The sequence below is a fragment of the Bacillus cereus genome (assembly GCF_025917685.1).
In the GTDB taxonomy this organism is placed as follows: Bacteria; Bacillota; Bacilli; order Bacillales; family Bacillaceae_G; genus Bacillus_A; species Bacillus_A cereus_AT.
In genome coordinates this window covers 745,001-761,094 of the sequence record NZ_CP089518.1, presented here as the reverse complement: position 1 = coordinate 761,094, position 16,094 = coordinate 745,001, and the positions used below count along the sequence as shown (strand labels likewise).

Below are 16,094 nucleotides of genomic sequence, written 5' to 3'. Positions count from 1 at the left end.
CCGCCCTATTCAAAAAATAAAAAAGAAATATTATCACAATTCGTAAACACGACAAATGTAGCCCCCATTGTTTCATAGAGCCTCGCTGGATATCGTTTATTCCTTGTAACAACAGTAATAGGTGCTTGAGAAGAAAAGCGAATGTGTTCTGTGAAGAAGCTAACGATTGGAAGCTCATCCCCTAGTAAGATTACCTTCTTAATACACTCACAAATACTAGTAAAATCCTGCTCCTTACTGCAACTATACGTCCAATCAAATCCACAATCCCTAACTTCAGCCGCTATCTCTTCATTTGCTGTAAAAATAATTAACTCATGTTGAAATGCTACTAAATCTCTTAAACTATTTACTTTACTTTCTCCTCCAACACAAATAAGTGTTAGTTCCATGTACCTCATCCTCCTTAGCATAAAAGAAATCAAACATAGATTGATATTCCCCTATACTAATCAGATCGATGAAGTGATGTATCCATCATGGCACCGTCCTCTCTCAAGACGCTTACGAAGTTAGCTGTCGGATTCGGACTTTGAGAGTAGCCCTACTTTCAAATTTGAAAGATTCACCCCTAGTGACGACGCACAAATTGGTTCCTCCGCTCCATACATTTGGACTCAGCGTATTACAAAAAATGTATTCTGGCTGATATATTACTCCTGTATTTTGAAAAAGTAAACAATAAAAAAACTCCTCAAAATGGAGTTTTTTTATTGTTAAGTATTATAAATATTTACATTCAATAGGAATTTTCATTAATCGTATTGTAATAATACTAGATAAAGAAATGATTAAAAATTAAAGGTGAAATGAGGATGGTATATGACCGAGGATAAAAAGAAAAATTTTATTCAAATAATAACTATTCTAGGCAATTCGTCACTAATAATTCTAGCGATATTGGTTACTATTCCTAGTTATACTGAATTCCGCACCACATTAGAAATCATTTTTTTACTTTCTTGTTTGTTATTAATTTATAGTAAATACTTAAGTAATAATAAGAAAGCTATGATTCCATACATTATATTTTTAATATTAATATCATTACACCTTGTATATACTTTACTCATCTAAGAAGGCACATTTAAACAAGCTAAACCAATCAAATAATCCCTATTAATATTTATAACCAGTGAGGGTATATCCCCACTGGTTAAATTTTCACTTATGCTTGTACTTCATTCAATTTATACGCAAAATGATTCGTTGGTCCATGACCACTACCAATATTCAACGGCTCTTCAATTGCTATACTAATAAATTTTTTCGCCTCTTGAACTGCCTCTTCAATTGAATACCCTTTAGCAAGTCCTGCTGTAACTGCTGAAGCAAATGTACACCCGCTTCCGTGCGTTTGCTTAGAAGGAATTCGTTCACTTCTAAACTCGATAAACTCCTCTCCATCAAAGAGTAAATCAATTACTTCATTACCTTGATACTCTGCATGGCCGCCCTTCATAAGCACATATTTAGCACCTAATTCGTGCAATACTTTCGCAGCTTTCTTACTATCTTCGATGTTATGAATCTCCATCCCAGTTAGCACTTCTGCTTCTGGAACATTCGGTGTTATAACAGTTGCTACTGGTAATAAATATTCTTTTAATGCTTGCACTGCTTCTTGTTGTAATAATGACGCACCACCCTTAGCAATCATAACAGGGTCTAGCACAATATTATTCCAGCCAAATTTCTTAATATGCTCGGCAACAATTTGGATAATTTCACTACTAAACAACATTCCTAGTTTCACAGCATCTGGTGTTAAATCCGTACCAATTGAATTCAGCTGTTCCGTAATTCCTTCTAACGGAACAGGATATACCCCTTGCACGCCGAGCGTATTTTGCGCTGTAATTGCTGTAATAGCTGTCATTCCGTACACACCAAGCTCTTGGAATGTTTTTAAATCCGCCTGAATTCCAGCACCGCCTCCGCTGTCAGATCCTGCAATTGTTAAAGCTTTATTCACTTCCATCTCACTCATCCTTTTCTATCCAAAATAGCGATGATAAATCGTCTTTGCTTCGCTTATATCTTTCGTTCCGTGTACAAGTACACGGCCATCTTTGAAGGCAACTAACCTCTTTTCTTCAACAGAGAAAGATAGTAAATATGGATTTACATTTAACTCATTCACGCGGCCTTCTAGCAGCTGTTTATATTGTTCAAAATTCATTTCCTCTTTATGAGGTGGTCTAATTTGAACTGTATTTCTCCCGCATAAAACTGCTGTTTTTGAAGTATTTTCTTTATTTAAATACGGGTATAGCGCATTATCACCACACGAAGGACAATTGTATTTACGAAGTTTTTGTACATTCATACATGAATATTCATTCTTCCATACATCAAACGACACAAGTCCATCTCGAAGCGATTCATAGTCTTCCACTAACAGTTTAAGAGCTTCCGTTACTTGATGAGAAACGACAAGAGATACAGCAGGTGATATAATACCCGCTGTATCACATGTCGCTCCGCCAAGCGGAATCGATTGTAATAAACAAGATAAACATGGCGTTTTATCTGGAAGAATTGTGTAAGAAAGGCCATAACTCCCTACACATGCCCCGTAAACCCATGGAATAGAATATTTTTGCGATATATCATTCACAATGAAACGCGTTTCGAAATTGTCAGTCGCATCGATAATTACATCAACATTTGTAACGAGTTCTTCTAACTCTTCAGCCGTTACATCCTGAACGAGAGCTTCTACTCTTACTTCGCTATTAACCTCTTCTAGACGTTTTTTTGCCGCTACAGCCTTCGGAAGATTATTCTCTACATCGCTCTCTGCATACAATTGCTGCCTTTGTAAATTACTCCAATCGACATAATCCCGGTCCACAATTGTTACTGTGCCTACACCAGCTCTTACAAACATCTCTGCATTTGCACTACCTAATGCACCGGCGCCGATAATGAGTACATGCTTTTCTCTTATTTTTCGTTGCCCTTCTTCTCCAATTGGAGAAAATAATTCTTGGCGAGAATATCGATTATTCAACTACGCTCATTCCTTCTAAAGGACTACTTGCAGTTGCACAACGTTTACGTGCAATACGCCCCGCTTCAAAGCCTAAACGTCCTGCTTCAATACTTAATTTCATTGCCTGTGCCATTTTAATAGGATCGTTTGCTCCTGACACAGCTGTATTTAATAACACGCCATCCGCTCCTAATTCCATTGCAAATGCCGCATCAGCTGGACTACCAATACCAGCATCAACGATAACTGGTACTGTCGCTTGTTCAATAATAAAGCTTAAATTTAACGGATTTACAATACCAAGCCCTGAACCGATTGGTGATGCTCCTGGCATAATCGCGTGTACACCAAGTTCTTGTAATTTACGAGCTAATACAACATCATCAGATGTGTATGGTAGAACGATAAATCCTTCTTCTAGTAACATTTCAGATGCCTTTAACGTTTCTACTGGATCAGGTAATAACGTTCTATCATCACCAATAACTTCTACTTTGATCATGTCGCAAAGCCCTGAGGCTTTTGCTAATTTTGCAATACGAACAGCTTCTTCAGCATTTTTTGCTCCAGCTGTATTCGGTAATAACTTATACTTTTTCACATCAAGTTTCTCTAATAAATTAGGCTGCTTTGCATCGAATATATCCATACGACGTACTGCAAACGTTAAAACCTCAGCCTCAGATACATCAATTGCCTTTTGCTGTACATCAAAATCAGGGAATTTTCCTGTTCCTAATAAAAGTCTAGAATGAAATGAAAATGGTCCAATGTTTAACATAATCAACCGCCTCCTACGAAAGTTACAATCTCAATTTGGTCTCCATCAAAAACAGATGTATCTTTATGATCATCCTTTTGTAAAATATCTTTATTACGCTCTACTACAATAATTCTGTTATCTAATTCTAAATATGTAAGTAGCTCAGCTACTGTTTTCACACTCACCGGCACTTCAATTTGCTTACCATTAATTTTTAAATTCAAACTTCCATCCCCTTTCTAAACCGATTTAGAAAGCAATGAATCTAGCAAGTGATTCTCCTGCTTTCCTTCTATTAAATCAGCCATATACTGACCAGAAACAGGACTTAATAAAATACCGTTTCGATAATGCCCAGTACAAGCATATAAACCTTTTATTTCTTCATGCTCTCCCATATAAGGAGCTTCGTGATTCGATTGTGGTCTTAATCCTGCCCAGGTGCTTTCCCACTCTGCTTCTTTTAAAGCCGGTAATATTGTATAAGCACGCTCTAATATAGAAGTAATACTTGCGGGTTGCACAGTTTTATTGAACGTATGAGGATGCATCGTTGCCCCTATTACATAACGTCCACCACGTTTCGGCGCGATATAAAATCTTTCTTGGAAAATAGGAGCTTTCAAGAGAGGCTTCTTGCTTCTTACTGCAACAACCTCGCCCTTAACAGGATATGTACCCCAATCACTATGGAAATAATGTAGTAATTTCGTACTCCATGAGCCTCCAGCGATAACGACTTTTTCACATGTTATTACACCTTCACTCGTAACAATTCCAGCCACTGTATTGTTTTCAATTTGAATATCAAACACTTCTGTCTGTTCATATATGTCAGTTCCAGAAAATGCCGCGGAATGCGCGAGTGCTTTCGTAAGCTCTGGCGCAATAACGTGACCATCTTTCGGATAATATACCGCTCCTATAATTGACTCAGATAGAAACGGCTCTTTTTCCCGTAAATGGTCCCCCGTTAAAAAGTAGGAATTTTCACCTGTTTTCTGTTGCCAATCCATAATACGAAGAATTCTTTCCTTCTCATCTTCATTTTGGGCAATACGATAAATGCCTTTTTCTTCATACCCAATGTCGATGCCTGTCTTTTCACGTAAAACTTCTGCAAGTTGTGGAAATATAGCACGGCTTTCCCTAGCAAGTTCAAATAGCGGGTCATATTCATCCCACTCTGCCTGAACACCGAGCAAACCAGCAGCTGCTTTCGAAGCTTCAGATGCGATTCTTTGCTTCTCTACAATCGCTACTTTATGCCCTCTTTCTGCTAGAAAGTGTGCAACTGAGCTACCAATTACACCTCCGCCAATAATCGCTACATCATACTTCTTACACATGTTTTCCCGCCCACTTTCTTATTGATTCCTTATAAGATTTCGCCTTGCTATACGGATTACTACTGCTTATAATCCCAGACATAACAGCAATGCCACTTACACCATTTGCAAGAACATCACCTGTATTTTCAGGAGTGATTCCACCAATTGCAGTTATTGGTATGGATAAACACCTTGCCATATGAGCAATTTCTTCTAATCCTCTTGCTGGCACATCCTTTTTACAAGCCGTTGGAAATACATGACCGTAAACGAGGGAATCCGCTCCATTTTTAAATGCCACTATCGCTTCATCTAGAGAATGTACTGAATAGCCAACATGCAAATAAGAAAACTTTTCTTTTACTAACCTTACATCTGCGCTTCGATATCCTAGCTGAACACGCGGAATATTTAATAGAATAGCAATATCAATTCGATCATTTATCACTATCTTCGATGCCGAAAAGCCTTTCCCCAAAAGACTTTCCACACCTTCATACAATTCCTTCGTACTTTTCTCACGCTCACGAATATGCAAATAATCAATCTCACTCTCAATTTGCATCGCTACATTCACTAACTCTTCGAATGGCATATGGCCATTTGAGATTACATGGAGCTCATTTTTCATATTCATTCGCCTACTTTAAAATGTTTTCAAATAATTCATCGGCTGGAACGATTTCTTTCGTCATTCCTTTGTCTTTCAACCATTTGTTTTGTTTCTCCCATGACTCTTTTGAATCCGATAAGAATGGCTCATCTTTCGTTTCCATCTTCTCTAATAAAATTTTCATACTTTCTTTTTCAACTTCTGGTACAAGCGGGAAGTTTTCTTTTTCTTGATGATCTAATAAAATATTTAATGCTTCATCAGGGTTTTTCTTCATAAAGTCATACCCTTTTTGTGCCCCACGTAAAAAGGCTTGCAATGCTTCTTTATCTTTTTTCAACGTTTTATCACCCGTTACAAACACAAGCTCATGATAGTTCGGTACTCCGTAATCAGCTGGATTAAAGTATGCTGGTTCATGGCCCTCATGACGCATAACAGGTACTTCATGGTTAATGTATGCTCCTGTTACAGCATCTACTTTTTTCGTAATTAACGCTGGTACTAAATCAAATCCAACATCGACTACTTTTACTGTATCTGGATTACCACCATCTTCTTTTACCATCGTTTTTAAATATGCTTCACTTAAAGGGGTTCCAGAATATCCAACTGTTTTTCCTTCTAAGTCTTTAGGTGACTTAATACCTGCTGATTTCAGCGATACAACATGATTTAACGGCGAACGTACGACAGCTCCAATTGATTTTACTGGAATTTGTTCATTTGCTCTGGCCATGACAACATCTGGCTGATAATACAGACCAACTGTCACTTTCCCTGCAGCAGCTAACGTTAATGGATCAGTCGGATTAGAAGGGAATTTAATATTCACCTTTACTCCTTCTTCTTTAAAGTATCCTTTTTCAATTGCCGTATAAATAAAGCTATGTACCGCATTCGGGTACCAATCAAGCATTACTGTTATTTCTTTTTCTGTTTTATTCTTATCTGATGCTGAATTACTCGAACATCCTGCAATCATTGCAACTAATAATGTAAACACAAAGATGCGTTTTAATAATTTCATGAATGTTTCCTCCAACTAATAAATTTCTTTTCTAATATGGAAATAAGTATGACGAAGAAAATAGCTAATAATGATAACAATACAATGGGTGCAAATACACCAGCTCCGTCTAACTGCGTCATCATTCTTTTACTGAAATATCCAAGCCCAGCTTGTGCACCGAGCCATTCTCCAATTGCCGCCCCGATCACACTAAGCGGAACTGCAATTTTTAACGCTGAGAAAAAGTAAGGAAGAGCAGATGGCAACTTTAGCTTTAGAAAAATATCTTTTTTCGTTGCACCATACGTAACTAAGAGCTCCTCCCACTCTTTCTTCGTACTACGCAGTCCATCATACGTATTGACCGCAATTGGGAAAAACGTAATTAAAACTGTGACAACAACCTTACTCCAGATCGTATATCCAAACCATAAAACAAATAGGGGCGCAAGTGCTGTAATCGGGATGGTTTGCGAAGCTACTAATAATGGGTAAAATGCTCTTTCCATCCACGTACTCGCATTCATTAACATTGCTAGCCCCACACCTAATACGATAGAAATAGCAACACCTATTAAAACGACGTATAACGTTGCCGGTAAATGAACCGTAAATAATATGTCTTTTAGTTTCCATATCTTCATTACAATTGCAGATGGTGGCGGTAAAATGTACATCTCATCTACAATTCTTGCCCCTACTTCCCACATAACGAGTAAAATACTAGAAAGTGTAAGAGCAGGAACTAATTCTTTCAAACGGTTCATCATACAAGTACCTGCCTTTGTAACATACTAAGGAGCTCATCTTTAAGCGCCAATACTTCAGGCTTATATAAATCCTTTCGTGTTCGGTTACGCTCAAGCGGCACAATTCGCTCAGTTAAAGTTGCTATCGGTTGATTTTCTACAACCAAAATTCGATTAGAAAGAAACAACGCTTCTTCAACATCATGAGTGATAAATAAAATTGTTTTTTCCCACTCTTTCCATTGTTCAAACAACCATTCTTGCAAAGATGCCTTCGTTAAAGCGTCCAATGCGCTAAACGGTTCATCTAACAATAATATCTCCCCGCCCGTTAATAAAGTTCGGATAAAAGATACACGTTGTCTCATACCACCAGATAAATCTTTCGGATATTTCGCCTCGTATCCTTGTAACCCAAATTTATGTAACAGTTCTTTCGCTTTTACTTGTGCTTCTTTCTTCTGCACACCTTGACACTCTAGCGGCAGAGCAGCATTCTCAATAATCGTCCTCCACGGTAAGAGCATATCTTTTTGAGGCATATACCCTACAGGATGACTCTTTGTTTCTATCAGCTCTATCTGTCCAGTACTTGCCTCTTCTAATCCTGTAATAAGGCGAAATAAAGTACTTTTCCCACATCCACTCGGTCCGATAATACTTACAAACTCTTTATCTTGTATAGAAGCATTTAATTCATTGATGATTGGTTTCTCATCATAATGAAAAGAAACATTATGAAACTGTAGTATGTTCTTGCTCCTCAAATCCCCACATCTCCTTACGATAGGACATATCCCAGAATAAATATTCAAATCGACTGGAATATAAGAAAATCTCCTCTAATCGGTCTAGTTCTTTCTCAGACTTTCCAACCGCCATTTCATTTAATAAGTCTATTAACCAAATACAAAGGTCGCCGTATTCTTCAGAGCTATATCCTTGAATCCACTCACCAAAAAACTCATGATCTCTTGCTCCAGGAATATCATTTAAACGCTTTCCAATCTCCCAATAACTCCACATACATGGTAGAAGTGCTGCTATTAATTCCGCAAGTGTGCCATTTTGAGATACAGACATCATATAATTTGTATAAGCTAAATTTTTAGCAGATGGTTTCGCAGATTCCATCTCTTGTACAGAAATACCAAGTCTTTTTGCATATTGTTTATGGATCGTCATTTCACCATTTAAAATACCATCTATTTGCTCTGCAAACTTTGCCATAACTTGTGGATTCGTTGCTTTTACAACACCAATCGCATATAACTTTGCATAATCTAACAAATATAAATAGTCTTGAATAATATAATACTGAAATTTATCTTTTTCTAACGTGCCATCCCCCATACCTACTACAAACGGATGATTATGACTTTTCTCCCAAACAGGTTGCACAGTTTCTAATAATCTATCGCAAAATTTCATTTCTATTTCCCCTTTCAATATATGTACCTAAATAAAAAACCACTTCTATATATAAGAAGTGGTTACAGCAAATAAAATTATACATTTATTCGTTGTTCCACTTCCCTTCGCTAGTATTACCTAGATCAGGTCTGTAAGGGTTAAGGATTATTCCTCTCTCAGCACATCAAGCACCCCTAGTGGTTTCAATATGAATTTTTCAAATAAAAAAGCCCCGTTTCTATACGCAAAGAAACGGGGACTCATTGTTAGTGTCCGAATTGCTTCCCTACGCTAGCATAATCTAGATCAGGTAATGAAAAGGATCAAAGGCTTACGGCCCACTCTCAGCTGGCAACACCAGCTCTCCTAGCAAACTATAAAATTATCACTGTCAGTATAACACCGTAATAAGACATCATCAACTGTTTTAATTTTCTTAATTGCGAATTAAATCTTAACATGTTGAACAAATATAAATGCGCCCCCGCAAATGATATATACAATATTTATATACGAACCTCTCTTCTAACATTATTTTTATTGATTTCATATTACATTTATGTGAATACGACCAATATATTATATCTTTATACTATAATAAAAATACAACTATACAACTAGAGGAGGTCTTTATTACATGAATATGAAAGCTACAGCTTTAACAGCAACTACTATAGCAATTGTTTCTTTACTTCCTTCTATGGGAGAATCCGGTATACAAACAGCGGCTGCTAAGCAACCATCTAAAGTAAAAACTGGATATGTAAAAATTGACAACGTTGTACTACATCAAAATAACAATGCAGACAGTGCAATAATTGATAATATTCGATTTAATAGCCCGGTTACTATTCTTGAGACAACTCAAGATTGGTATAAAGTATCTGTTAACAACAAAACAGGCTATATGAAAAAAGATGCAATTCTATTCAAAAAAAATGTTCAATCAAAGAATCAATATATCGTAAATGCAAACGCATTAAACGTTCGTTCTGAACCTAATACAGAGTCTTCTATTCTAGATATATTACCAAATGGTCAATTCATTACCATTCAAGGTGAACAAGGGGATTGGTACAAAATATTACATAATGGTCAAATTGGATACGTACAAAAAACATTTGTATCTAATGGATCCACACCTCTAGTAAAAGGTGTAACTGTACAAGGTTCTCCTTCTTATACTGTTGCAACACCAAAATTAAATGTACGTAGCAACGCTAGTACAAGTAGCACTCTACTTGGTTCATTACAAAATGGTACACAAGTACAAGTAGTAGAAACGGTAGGTACTTGGTATAAAATTCGTTTTGGCACAGGATACGGATATGTAGCAAAACACTATGTAGTGCAACATCAAAATCAATCACAAACTAAAACAGCTCAACCTTCATCAATTCCAGCTGTTTTCAAATTTCCAACTCAAGGAAGAATTAGCTCAACTTTTGATATGCGCTGGGAACAAATGCATTATGGTATAGATATTGCAGCACAAGGCAACATCTCTATTCAAGCTGCTGCTACAGGTAAAGTTGTGAAATCTTATTATTCGGCTAGCTACGGCAATGTCGTGTTCGTCGCCCATCAAATAAATGGAAAATTATATACAACAGTTTATGCTCATATGAAGGATCGTGCTGTACAAGTTGGGGATCAAGTGCAAGCTGGACAATTAGTCGGTCATATGGGAAATACAGGTCATTCATACGGGCAACATCTCCATTTTGAATTACATAATGGGGAATGGAATTTTGAAAAAACAAATGCAGTGAACCCACTGCCATATTTAGTTAGGTAAATTCTATGCCACGCAATATACCTCTCATTATTGAATACCTGTCCTTTTTTGGTTTAATCTGTTGTTTAATCATTTATAATACGAACACTGTATTTTTATCTATTATTATTGCTTTTGTTGCCTTAGAAATCATTATGGAAGCATTACAAATGCGGCTAAAACAAAAAATAGCCCATATTTATAATGTAATTTTCCTTTTGAGTGCTCTTATAACAAATATAATTAATAATGGTTTTTATTTATCTACCGTACTTCCTGTATTCTTTATGACTGTTTTATTATTCATAGCTAGATACGTTAATGTTCCTCATAACCAAAAACATGAACAAGAAGCTTAGAAAGAGGAGACACTGTGTACCAATATTTCAAAGATAATCCAATGAAATATATACTGAATTTATATGAAAAAATGAATACTTTTTTTGGTATACAAGGAAGTTCTACTGCACAATTTCTCCTTTATGGAATGTTATTTCTTATCTTAGTTACTTTCTCCTTGTTTTACTAAAAAAAAGGATCTCACATAAACTTGAGATCCTTTTTTAATTTATATTAATTTTTAATATGTAAAATACGGTTTATCCACAAGCATATTTTTCATAAATAAAACTAAGATTATATTTTTTCTCTAAGCTCATTCTTTGTTCATCGTCGCACCAATAGAAAAGAATATCATGAATCGTTGCATAACGCTTATTTTTAAGAAATTGTTTAAAGAATGATGGTAAACAATCATGTAATTGTATAAATATATAATTGCGTAGTGTTTCTTCTTTGTATTCAATACCCTTACAAATATACAGTAATTCTTCACAATAATATGCATGCTGTGGAACTTGAATCATTTCAAAAAATGGTACATATGATAGCAACTTTCCAATAAAATGACCATATCGATCCATTACCCCTATCGTCATATGCTCCATCATTTCTTTCATCACATATAAATAATCATCTACATGTGTTGTCTTTAATGGATCTAATCGATCTGAAATTTGAGAAAGCACAGCTCTTTGACAAGCTAAAACTACTTGACTCGGTCCATAATATGATAGAAAATCTGTACACTTACGATACTTTCGTAATAAGTCATGTGTATACAAATCATACACAAAAGTATTACAATACATCGCTAGATTCATCATATCACTATTTAATTGTTCTTTTGATAGTGTTTTAGCTCGCTTACACATATAAAAAAATGTAAATTCCAATACTTCTTTATGAGATAATAGATGTTTACAATCTGTTATACATTTCTCACTAAATTTAACTCGATTCCAAATTTCTACATCGCCATCTGTTAATTCACCAATACGATATTTAATAATTAAATAGTTTAAAGCAACCGCTTGCGTCAAAAGATCCCATGTTTCATATTCCAATGAAGTTTGGACAAATTCATCTAGTCCCTGGCTTATCATAAAATCATTTGCCTCTTCATACCAACCAATCTCTTGACATAAACGCAGAATACGTACTAGAGTTGGAATTTCATCTTTATGAAACTGCGGTAAACCCTTTACTTTATTCATTCCATATACGATAAATGCCGCTAAATTTTCTTCTTTATAAAACTCTTTTTCTTTCCATACTAATATAGTTCGCTCTTTCCCTTCACCTTTTGGATGACAAGGTACAAGCAAAGAAAATAACTTAGCGAAATTGTTTGGTTCTATATATGTATCTGTAACCAAATTCCAATTTGGATCGCCCTGTGCAGCCCTCATATAATTCCCCTTTCCTTTTTATCTATGTAGGAAATATTAATTCATTATTACATCATTAACAATAAATATCGTTATATTCAAAATCTATCATAATACTTATATCTATTAGTATATCATTTTTTCTCTTATTAAAAATTAGGAATAACAAATTTAAAAAAACTGTCGAAAATATTAACGCTATACTTATTATATAATGTCTCAGATACATCACGCTAACATATTAGTTTAATCCATATATACTAGAATAATGTATCTGATCTTTATACATAATTTATTCCATGTGCTCCGAGATTTCACTTAAAGCAAAGCCAGCTTGATCATCAGCCGATTCTCTTATAGCTAAATCACCTAGTGCTAGCATACCCACAAGTTGCCCACTCTCAACTACTGGTAAGCGTCTAATTTGATAATGTGCCATTAATTCTGTAGCTTTTTCAATCGAATCATCTGGAGAAACTGAAACAATGTTTGTTGTCATTATATTTGTAATTTTATTAGATCCAGGATGTTTTTCAGCAATCCCACGAACAACTAAGTCTCGATCAGTAACAAGCCCAACAACTTGTTCATTTTCAACAACAGGAATCAATCCAACCGATTCTTCCTTCATTTTTACAGCAGCCTCATATACATTATCTAACGGGGTACAATGTACAATATGAGTACTCATAAAGTCTCTAACTCGCGTCATTTTTATCTCCTCCTTTTAATACATACCATAGCTTTTCCTAAATCCCTTTATTTATTTGAGAAAAATAAGATGATAAAAAAGAGGCATACACATAATAAAAAAGAGTCAGCACATTGCTGACTCTTTTTTTATGACCCGTACGGGATTCGAACCCGTGTTACCGCCGTGAAAGGGCGGTGTCTTAACCACTTGACCAACGGGCCATGGCTCCGCAGGTAGGACTCGAACCTACGACCGATCGGTTAACAGCCGATAGCTCTACCACTGAGCTACTGCGGAATATATATGGTGGGCCTAAATGGACTCGAACCATCGACCTCACGCTTATCAGGCGTGCGCTCTAACCAGCTGAGCTATAGGCCCATATACTTTACAGGGGCAGTAGGAATCGAACCCACACTGGAGGTTTTGGAGACCTCAGTTCTACCTTTAAACTATGCCCCTAAATGATGCCGGCTAGAGGACTTGAACCCCCAACCTACTGATTACAAGTCAGTTGCTCTACCAATTGAGCTAAGCCGGCATAAAAAAAAATGGTGGCTCGGGACGGAATCGAACCGCCGACACGAGGATTTTCAGTCCTCTGCTCTACCGACTGAGCTACCGAGCCAACATAAATGGCGGTCCCGACCGGGGTCGAACCGGCGATCTCCTGCGTGACAGGCAGGCATGTTAACCACTACACCACGGGACCATTGGTTGCGGGGACAGGATTTGAACCTGCGACCTTCGGGTTATGAGCCCGACGAGCTACCGTACTGCTCCACCCCGCGACGATATTATATTGTTTGAAAAAATGGAGGAGGTAGAGGGATTCGAACCCCCGCGCGACTCTCGCCGCCTGTCGGTTTTCAAGACCGATCCCTTCAGCCGAACTTGGGTATACCTCCATGAAGGAAAATCAATATTTTTTTATATGTAACTAAACCACTTTTTTTGAAAAAATGGAGGAGGTAGAGGGATTCGAACCCCCGCGCGATTCTCACCGCCTGTCGGTTTTCAAGACCGATCCCTTCAGCCGAACTTGGGTATACCTCCGACATATAAAAAATAAAGTGGAGCCTAGCGGGATCGAACCGCTGACCTCCTGCGTGCAAGGCAGGCGCTCTCCCAGCTGAGCTAAGGCCCCATGTTTTTGGGAAAATCGGGAAGACAGGATTTGAACCTGCGACCCCCTGGTCCCAAACCAGGTGCTCTACCAAGCTGAGCCACTTCCCGTTAATAAAAGCGCGCCCGAGAGGAGTCGAACCCCTAACCTCTTGATCCGTAGTCAAACGCTCTATCCAATTGAGCTACGGGCGCATATGGTGCCGAGGGCGGGGGTCGAACCCGCACGGTGGTCACCCACCGCAGGATTTTAAGTCCTGTGCGTCTGCCTGTTCCGCCACCCCGGCATGTCATATTGAAAATTGGAGCGGAAGACGGGATTCGAACCCGCGACCCCAACCTTGGCAAGGTTGTATTCTACCACTGAACTACTTCCGCAAGACATGTATGAGTTATTTTATTAAAAGTGCGGGTGAAGGGAGTCGAACCCCCACGCCAAAGGCGCCAGATCCTAAGTCTGGTGCGTCTGCCAATTCCGCCACACCCGCATATTTGATTAAAATGGTGAGCCATGAAGGATTCGAACCTTCGACCCTCTGATTAAAAGTCAGATGCTCTACCAACTGAGCTAATGGCTCTTAATGGCTGGGCTAGCTGGATTCGAACCAGCGCATGACGGAGTCAAAGTCCGTTGCCTTACCGCTTGGCTATAGCCCATTAATTAAGAATGGTGGAGGGGGGCAGATTCGAACTGCCGAACCCGAAGGAGCGGATTTACAGTCCGCCGCGTTTAGCCACTTCGCTACCCCTCCGACATATATGGTGGAGGATGACGGGATCGAACCGCCGACCCCCTGCTTGTAAGGCAGGTGCTCTCCCAGCTGAGCTAATCCTCCATTTTGCCTGGCAACGTCCTACTCTCACAGGGACAAGGTCCCAACTACCATCGGCGCTAGAGAGCTTAACTTCCGTGTTCGGTATGGGAACGGGTGTGGCCTCTCTGCCATCATTACCAGACTGTATTCATTTAAGACAAGAATCATTATAACTCATTCACCTTTGAAAGTCAACAAGTTTTTTATATTCTTTCAAAACTAGATAACATCGCTTCATATTATATGGTTAAGTCCTCGATCTATTAGTATTCGTCAGCTCCACATGTCACCATGCTTCCACCTCGAACCTATCAACCTGATCATCTTTCAGGGATCTTACTAGCTTACGCTATGGGAAATCTCATCTTGAGGGGGGCTTCATGCTTAGATGCTTTCAGCACTTATCCCTTCCGCACATAGCTACCCAGCTATGCCCTTGGCAGAACAACTGGTACACCAGCGGTGCGTCCATCCCGGTCCTCTCGTACTAAGGACAGCTCCTCTCAAATTTCCTACGCCCACGACGGATAGGGACCGAACTGTCTCACGACGTTCTGAACCCAGCTCGCGTACCGCTTTAATGGGCGAACAGCCCAACCCTTGGGACCGACTACAGCCCCAGGATGCGATGAGCCGACATCGAGGTGCCAAACCTCCCCGTCGATGTGGACTCTTGGGGGAGATAAGCCTGTTATCCCCGGGGTAGCTTTTATCCGTTGAGCGATGGCCCTTCCATGCGGAACCACCGGATCACTAAGCCCGACTTTCGTCCCTGCTCGACTTGTAGGTCTCGCAGTCAAGCTCCCTTATGCCTTTGCACTCTACGAATGATTTCCAACCATTCTGAGGGAACCTTTGGGCGCCTCCGTTACACTTTAGGAGGCGACCGCCCCAGTCAAACTGCCCACCTGACACTGTCTCCCGGGTCGATAAGACCCGTAGGTTAGAATTTCAATACAGTCAGGGCGGTATCCCACCAGCGCCTCCACCGAAGCTAGCGCTCCGGTTTCAATGGCTCCCGCCTATCCTGTACAAACTGTACCAAAATTCAATATCAGGCTACAGTAAAGCTCC

General features: G+C 38.6%; 15 protein-coding genes, 20 tRNA genes, 2 rRNA genes and 3 riboswitches (1 of these 40 cut by a window edge). Of the genes, 2 read left to right on the top strand and 35 right to left on the bottom strand.

The genetic code is table 11. The features are described 5' to 3' along the window. Positions 1-5: 5 nt before the first annotated feature. The 11 genes from LUS72_RS03850 to tenA all read right to left on the bottom strand — a co-directional run bounded on the left by LUS72_RS03850 (position 6) and on the right by tenA (position 8,897). Entirely contained in the window at positions 6-392 is a 387-nt protein-coding gene (locus LUS72_RS03850) for a hypothetical protein (protein ID WP_141533273.1), read from the bottom strand. A 93-nt stretch (positions 393-485) separates the two neighbouring features. Continuing rightward, a riboswitch (cyclic di-AMP (ydaO/yuaA leader) is annotated at positions 486-633 on the bottom strand. Positions 634-1,168: 535 nt separating this feature from the next. After that, positions 1,169-1,981: a bifunctional hydroxymethylpyrimidine kinase/phosphomethylpyrimidine kinase gene (thiD, locus tag LUS72_RS03845; protein WP_097831321.1), complete on the bottom strand. Its 813-nt coding sequence runs from the start codon at positions 1,979-1,981 to the stop codon at positions 1,169-1,171. A 15-nt stretch (positions 1,982-1,996) separates the two neighbouring features. Next, the gene (thiF, locus tag LUS72_RS03840; RefSeq protein WP_097831322.1) at positions 1,997-3,016 is read right to left on the bottom strand and encodes a thiazole biosynthesis adenylyltransferase ThiF; all 1,020 of its coding nucleotides are present in this window, start codon (positions 3,014-3,016) and stop codon (positions 1,997-1,999) included. Then, a complete protein-coding gene (thiG, locus tag LUS72_RS03835) occupies positions 3,009-3,779 on the bottom strand; it encodes a thiazole synthase (RefSeq protein WP_097831323.1) in 771 nt (256 codons plus the stop codon). Before thiG ends, thiF begins: the two co-directional genes overlap by 8 nt. A 2-nt stretch (positions 3,780-3,781) precedes the next feature. Then, positions 3,782-3,985, bottom strand: a complete 204-nt coding sequence (gene thiS / locus LUS72_RS03830) for a sulfur carrier protein ThiS (RefSeq protein ID WP_097831324.1) — start codon at positions 3,983-3,985, stop codon at positions 3,782-3,784. Positions 3,986-4,000: 15 nt separating this feature from the next. Beyond that, entirely contained in the window at positions 4,001-5,110 is a 1,110-nt protein-coding gene (thiO, locus tag LUS72_RS03825) for a glycine oxidase ThiO (protein WP_264448610.1), read from the bottom strand. Continuing rightward, entirely contained in the window at positions 5,103-5,723 is a 621-nt protein-coding gene (tenI, locus tag LUS72_RS03820) for a thiazole tautomerase TenI (protein WP_264448609.1), read from the bottom strand. Before tenI ends, thiO begins: the two co-directional genes overlap by 8 nt. Positions 5,724-5,733: 10 nt before the next feature. Next, positions 5,734-6,735 carry an ABC transporter substrate-binding protein gene (locus LUS72_RS03815; RefSeq protein WP_097831327.1) on the bottom strand — a complete coding sequence of 334 codons (1,002 nt, stop codon included), beginning with the start codon at positions 6,733-6,735 and terminating at the stop codon, positions 5,734-5,736. Then, positions 6,732-7,484, bottom strand: a complete 753-nt coding sequence (locus LUS72_RS03810) for an ABC transporter permease (RefSeq protein WP_097831344.1) — start codon at positions 7,482-7,484, stop codon at positions 6,732-6,734. Before LUS72_RS03810 ends, LUS72_RS03815 begins: the two co-directional genes overlap by 4 nt. After that, positions 7,484-8,233 (bottom strand): ABC transporter ATP-binding protein, encoded by a 750-nt coding sequence (locus tag LUS72_RS03805; RefSeq protein WP_097831328.1) that lies wholly within the window; start codon positions 8,231-8,233, stop codon positions 7,484-7,486. Before LUS72_RS03805 ends, LUS72_RS03810 begins: the two co-directional genes overlap by 1 nt. Continuing rightward, positions 8,202-8,897, bottom strand: coding sequence for a thiaminase II (tenA, locus tag LUS72_RS03800; RefSeq protein ID WP_097831329.1), 696 nt, complete (start codon positions 8,895-8,897; stop codon positions 8,202-8,204). Before tenA ends, LUS72_RS03805 begins: the two co-directional genes overlap by 32 nt. Before the next feature lie 85 nt (positions 8,898-8,982). Beyond that, a riboswitch (TPP riboswitch) is annotated at positions 8,983-9,085 on the bottom strand. A 60-nt stretch (positions 9,086-9,145) separates the two neighbouring features. Then, positions 9,146-9,257: riboswitch (TPP riboswitch) on the bottom strand. Between the two features lie 259 nt (positions 9,258-9,516). Here tenA and LUS72_RS03795 point away from each other — a divergent pair. Both LUS72_RS03795 and LUS72_RS03790 read left to right on the top strand, forming a co-directional pair. Continuing rightward, entirely contained in the window at positions 9,517-10,677 is a 1,161-nt protein-coding gene (locus LUS72_RS03795) for an SH3 domain-containing protein (protein WP_264448608.1), read from the top strand. 5 nt (positions 10,678-10,682) lie between these two features. Next, a complete protein-coding gene (locus tag LUS72_RS03790; protein WP_097831331.1) occupies positions 10,683-11,015 on the top strand; it encodes a hypothetical protein in 333 nt (110 codons plus the stop codon). 240 nt (positions 11,016-11,255) lie between these two features. Here LUS72_RS03790 and LUS72_RS03785 read toward each other — a convergent pair whose 3' ends face one another. The 24 genes from LUS72_RS03785 to LUS72_RS03670 form a co-directional block, all read right to left on the bottom strand. Further along, the gene (locus LUS72_RS03785) at positions 11,256-12,407 is read right to left on the bottom strand and encodes a DUF3965 domain-containing protein (RefSeq protein ID WP_097831333.1); all 1,152 of its coding nucleotides are present in this window, start codon (positions 12,405-12,407) and stop codon (positions 11,256-11,258) included. A 271-nt stretch (positions 12,408-12,678) separates the two neighbouring features. Then, positions 12,679-13,098 carry a CBS domain-containing protein gene (locus LUS72_RS03780; protein ID WP_097831334.1) on the bottom strand — a complete coding sequence of 140 codons (420 nt, stop codon included), beginning with the start codon at positions 13,096-13,098 and terminating at the stop codon, positions 12,679-12,681. Between the two features lie 131 nt (positions 13,099-13,229). Further along, a tRNA-Glu gene (locus LUS72_RS03775) sits at positions 13,230-13,301 on the bottom strand. Between the two features lies 1 nt (position 13,302). Beyond that, a tRNA-Asn gene (locus LUS72_RS03770) sits at positions 13,303-13,377 on the bottom strand. 7 nt (positions 13,378-13,384) lie between these two features. Continuing rightward, positions 13,385-13,461: transfer RNA gene (locus LUS72_RS03765), tRNA-Ile, on the bottom strand. Between the two features lie 10 nt (positions 13,462-13,471). Continuing rightward, a tRNA-Trp gene (locus tag LUS72_RS03760) sits at positions 13,472-13,542 on the bottom strand. Between the two features lie 6 nt (positions 13,543-13,548). Further along, positions 13,549-13,621 (bottom strand) — tRNA-Thr (locus LUS72_RS03755). A gap of 11 nt (positions 13,622-13,632) precedes the next feature. After that, a tRNA-Phe gene (locus LUS72_RS03750) sits at positions 13,633-13,708 on the bottom strand. A gap of 8 nt (positions 13,709-13,716) precedes the next feature. Then, positions 13,717-13,792, bottom strand: a tRNA-Asp gene (locus tag LUS72_RS03745). 2 nt (positions 13,793-13,794) lie between these two features. After that, positions 13,795-13,871: transfer RNA gene (locus tag LUS72_RS03740), tRNA-Met, on the bottom strand. Between the two features lie 24 nt (positions 13,872-13,895). After that, a tRNA-Ser gene (locus tag LUS72_RS03735) sits at positions 13,896-13,988 on the bottom strand. Positions 13,989-14,043: 55 nt separating this feature from the next. Next, positions 14,044-14,136: transfer RNA gene (locus tag LUS72_RS03730), tRNA-Ser, on the bottom strand. Between the two features lie 18 nt (positions 14,137-14,154). Continuing rightward, a tRNA-Ala gene (locus LUS72_RS03725) sits at positions 14,155-14,227 on the bottom strand. Between the two features lie 15 nt (positions 14,228-14,242). Next, positions 14,243-14,316 (bottom strand) — tRNA-Pro (locus LUS72_RS03720). Positions 14,317-14,326: 10 nt separating this feature from the next. Next, positions 14,327-14,400, bottom strand: a tRNA-Arg gene (locus LUS72_RS03715). A gap of 3 nt (positions 14,401-14,403) precedes the next feature. Continuing rightward, a tRNA-Leu gene (locus tag LUS72_RS03710) sits at positions 14,404-14,492 on the bottom strand. Positions 14,493-14,508: 16 nt separating this feature from the next. Then, a tRNA-Gly gene (locus LUS72_RS03705) sits at positions 14,509-14,583 on the bottom strand. 29 nt (positions 14,584-14,612) lie between these two features. Then, positions 14,613-14,693, bottom strand: a tRNA-Leu gene (locus tag LUS72_RS03700). Between the two features lie 14 nt (positions 14,694-14,707). Then, a tRNA-Lys gene (locus LUS72_RS03695) sits at positions 14,708-14,783 on the bottom strand. A gap of 4 nt (positions 14,784-14,787) precedes the next feature. Beyond that, a tRNA-Gln gene (locus LUS72_RS03690) sits at positions 14,788-14,862 on the bottom strand. An 11-nt stretch (positions 14,863-14,873) separates the two neighbouring features. Next, positions 14,874-14,957 (bottom strand) — tRNA-Tyr (locus LUS72_RS03685). 8 nt (positions 14,958-14,965) lie between these two features. Continuing rightward, positions 14,966-15,041 (bottom strand) — tRNA-Val (locus LUS72_RS03680). Between the two features lie 5 nt (positions 15,042-15,046). Beyond that, a 5S ribosomal RNA gene (rrf, locus tag LUS72_RS03675) occupies positions 15,047-15,162 on the bottom strand. 101 nt (positions 15,163-15,263) lie between these two features. Then, positions 15,264-16,094 (bottom strand): 23S ribosomal RNA (locus tag LUS72_RS03670) (it continues 2,091 nt past the right edge of the window).

Excerpts from the sequence above, each read along its gene's own strand:
- LUS72_RS03850 (WP_141533273.1), bottom strand. The coding sequence starts at position 392 with ATGGAACTAACACTTATTTGTGTTGGAGGAGAAAGTAAAGTAAATAGT.
- thiD (WP_097831321.1), bottom strand. The coding sequence starts at position 1,981 with ATGGAAGTGAATAAAGCTTTAACAATTGCAGGATCTGACAGCGGAGGC.
- thiG (WP_097831323.1), bottom strand. The coding sequence starts at position 3,779 with ATGTTAAACATTGGACCATTTTCATTTCATTCTAGACTTTTATTAGGA.
- thiO (WP_264448610.1), bottom strand. The coding sequence starts at position 5,110 with ATGTGTAAGAAGTATGATGTAGCGATTATTGGCGGAGGTGTAATTGGT.
- tenI (WP_264448609.1), bottom strand. The coding sequence starts at position 5,723 with ATGAAAAATGAGCTCCATGTAATCTCAAATGGCCATATGCCATTCGAA.
- LUS72_RS03815 (WP_097831327.1), bottom strand. The coding sequence starts at position 6,735 with ATGAAATTATTAAAACGCATCTTTGTGTTTACATTATTAGTTGCAATG.
- LUS72_RS03810 (WP_097831344.1), bottom strand. The coding sequence starts at position 7,484 with ATGAACCGTTTGAAAGAATTAGTTCCTGCTCTTACACTTTCTAGTATT.
- tenA (WP_097831329.1), bottom strand. The coding sequence starts at position 8,897 with ATGAAATTTTGCGATAGATTATTAGAAACTGTGCAACCTGTTTGGGAG.
- LUS72_RS03795 (WP_264448608.1), top strand. The coding sequence starts at position 9,517 with ATGAATATGAAAGCTACAGCTTTAACAGCAACTACTATAGCAATTGTT.
- LUS72_RS03790 (WP_097831331.1), top strand. The coding sequence starts at position 10,683 with ATGCCACGCAATATACCTCTCATTATTGAATACCTGTCCTTTTTTGGT.
- LUS72_RS03785 (WP_097831333.1), bottom strand. The coding sequence starts at position 12,407 with ATGAGGGCTGCACAGGGCGATCCAAATTGGAATTTGGTTACAGATACA.
- LUS72_RS03780 (WP_097831334.1), bottom strand. The coding sequence starts at position 13,098 with ATGACGCGAGTTAGAGACTTTATGAGTACTCATATTGTACATTGTACC.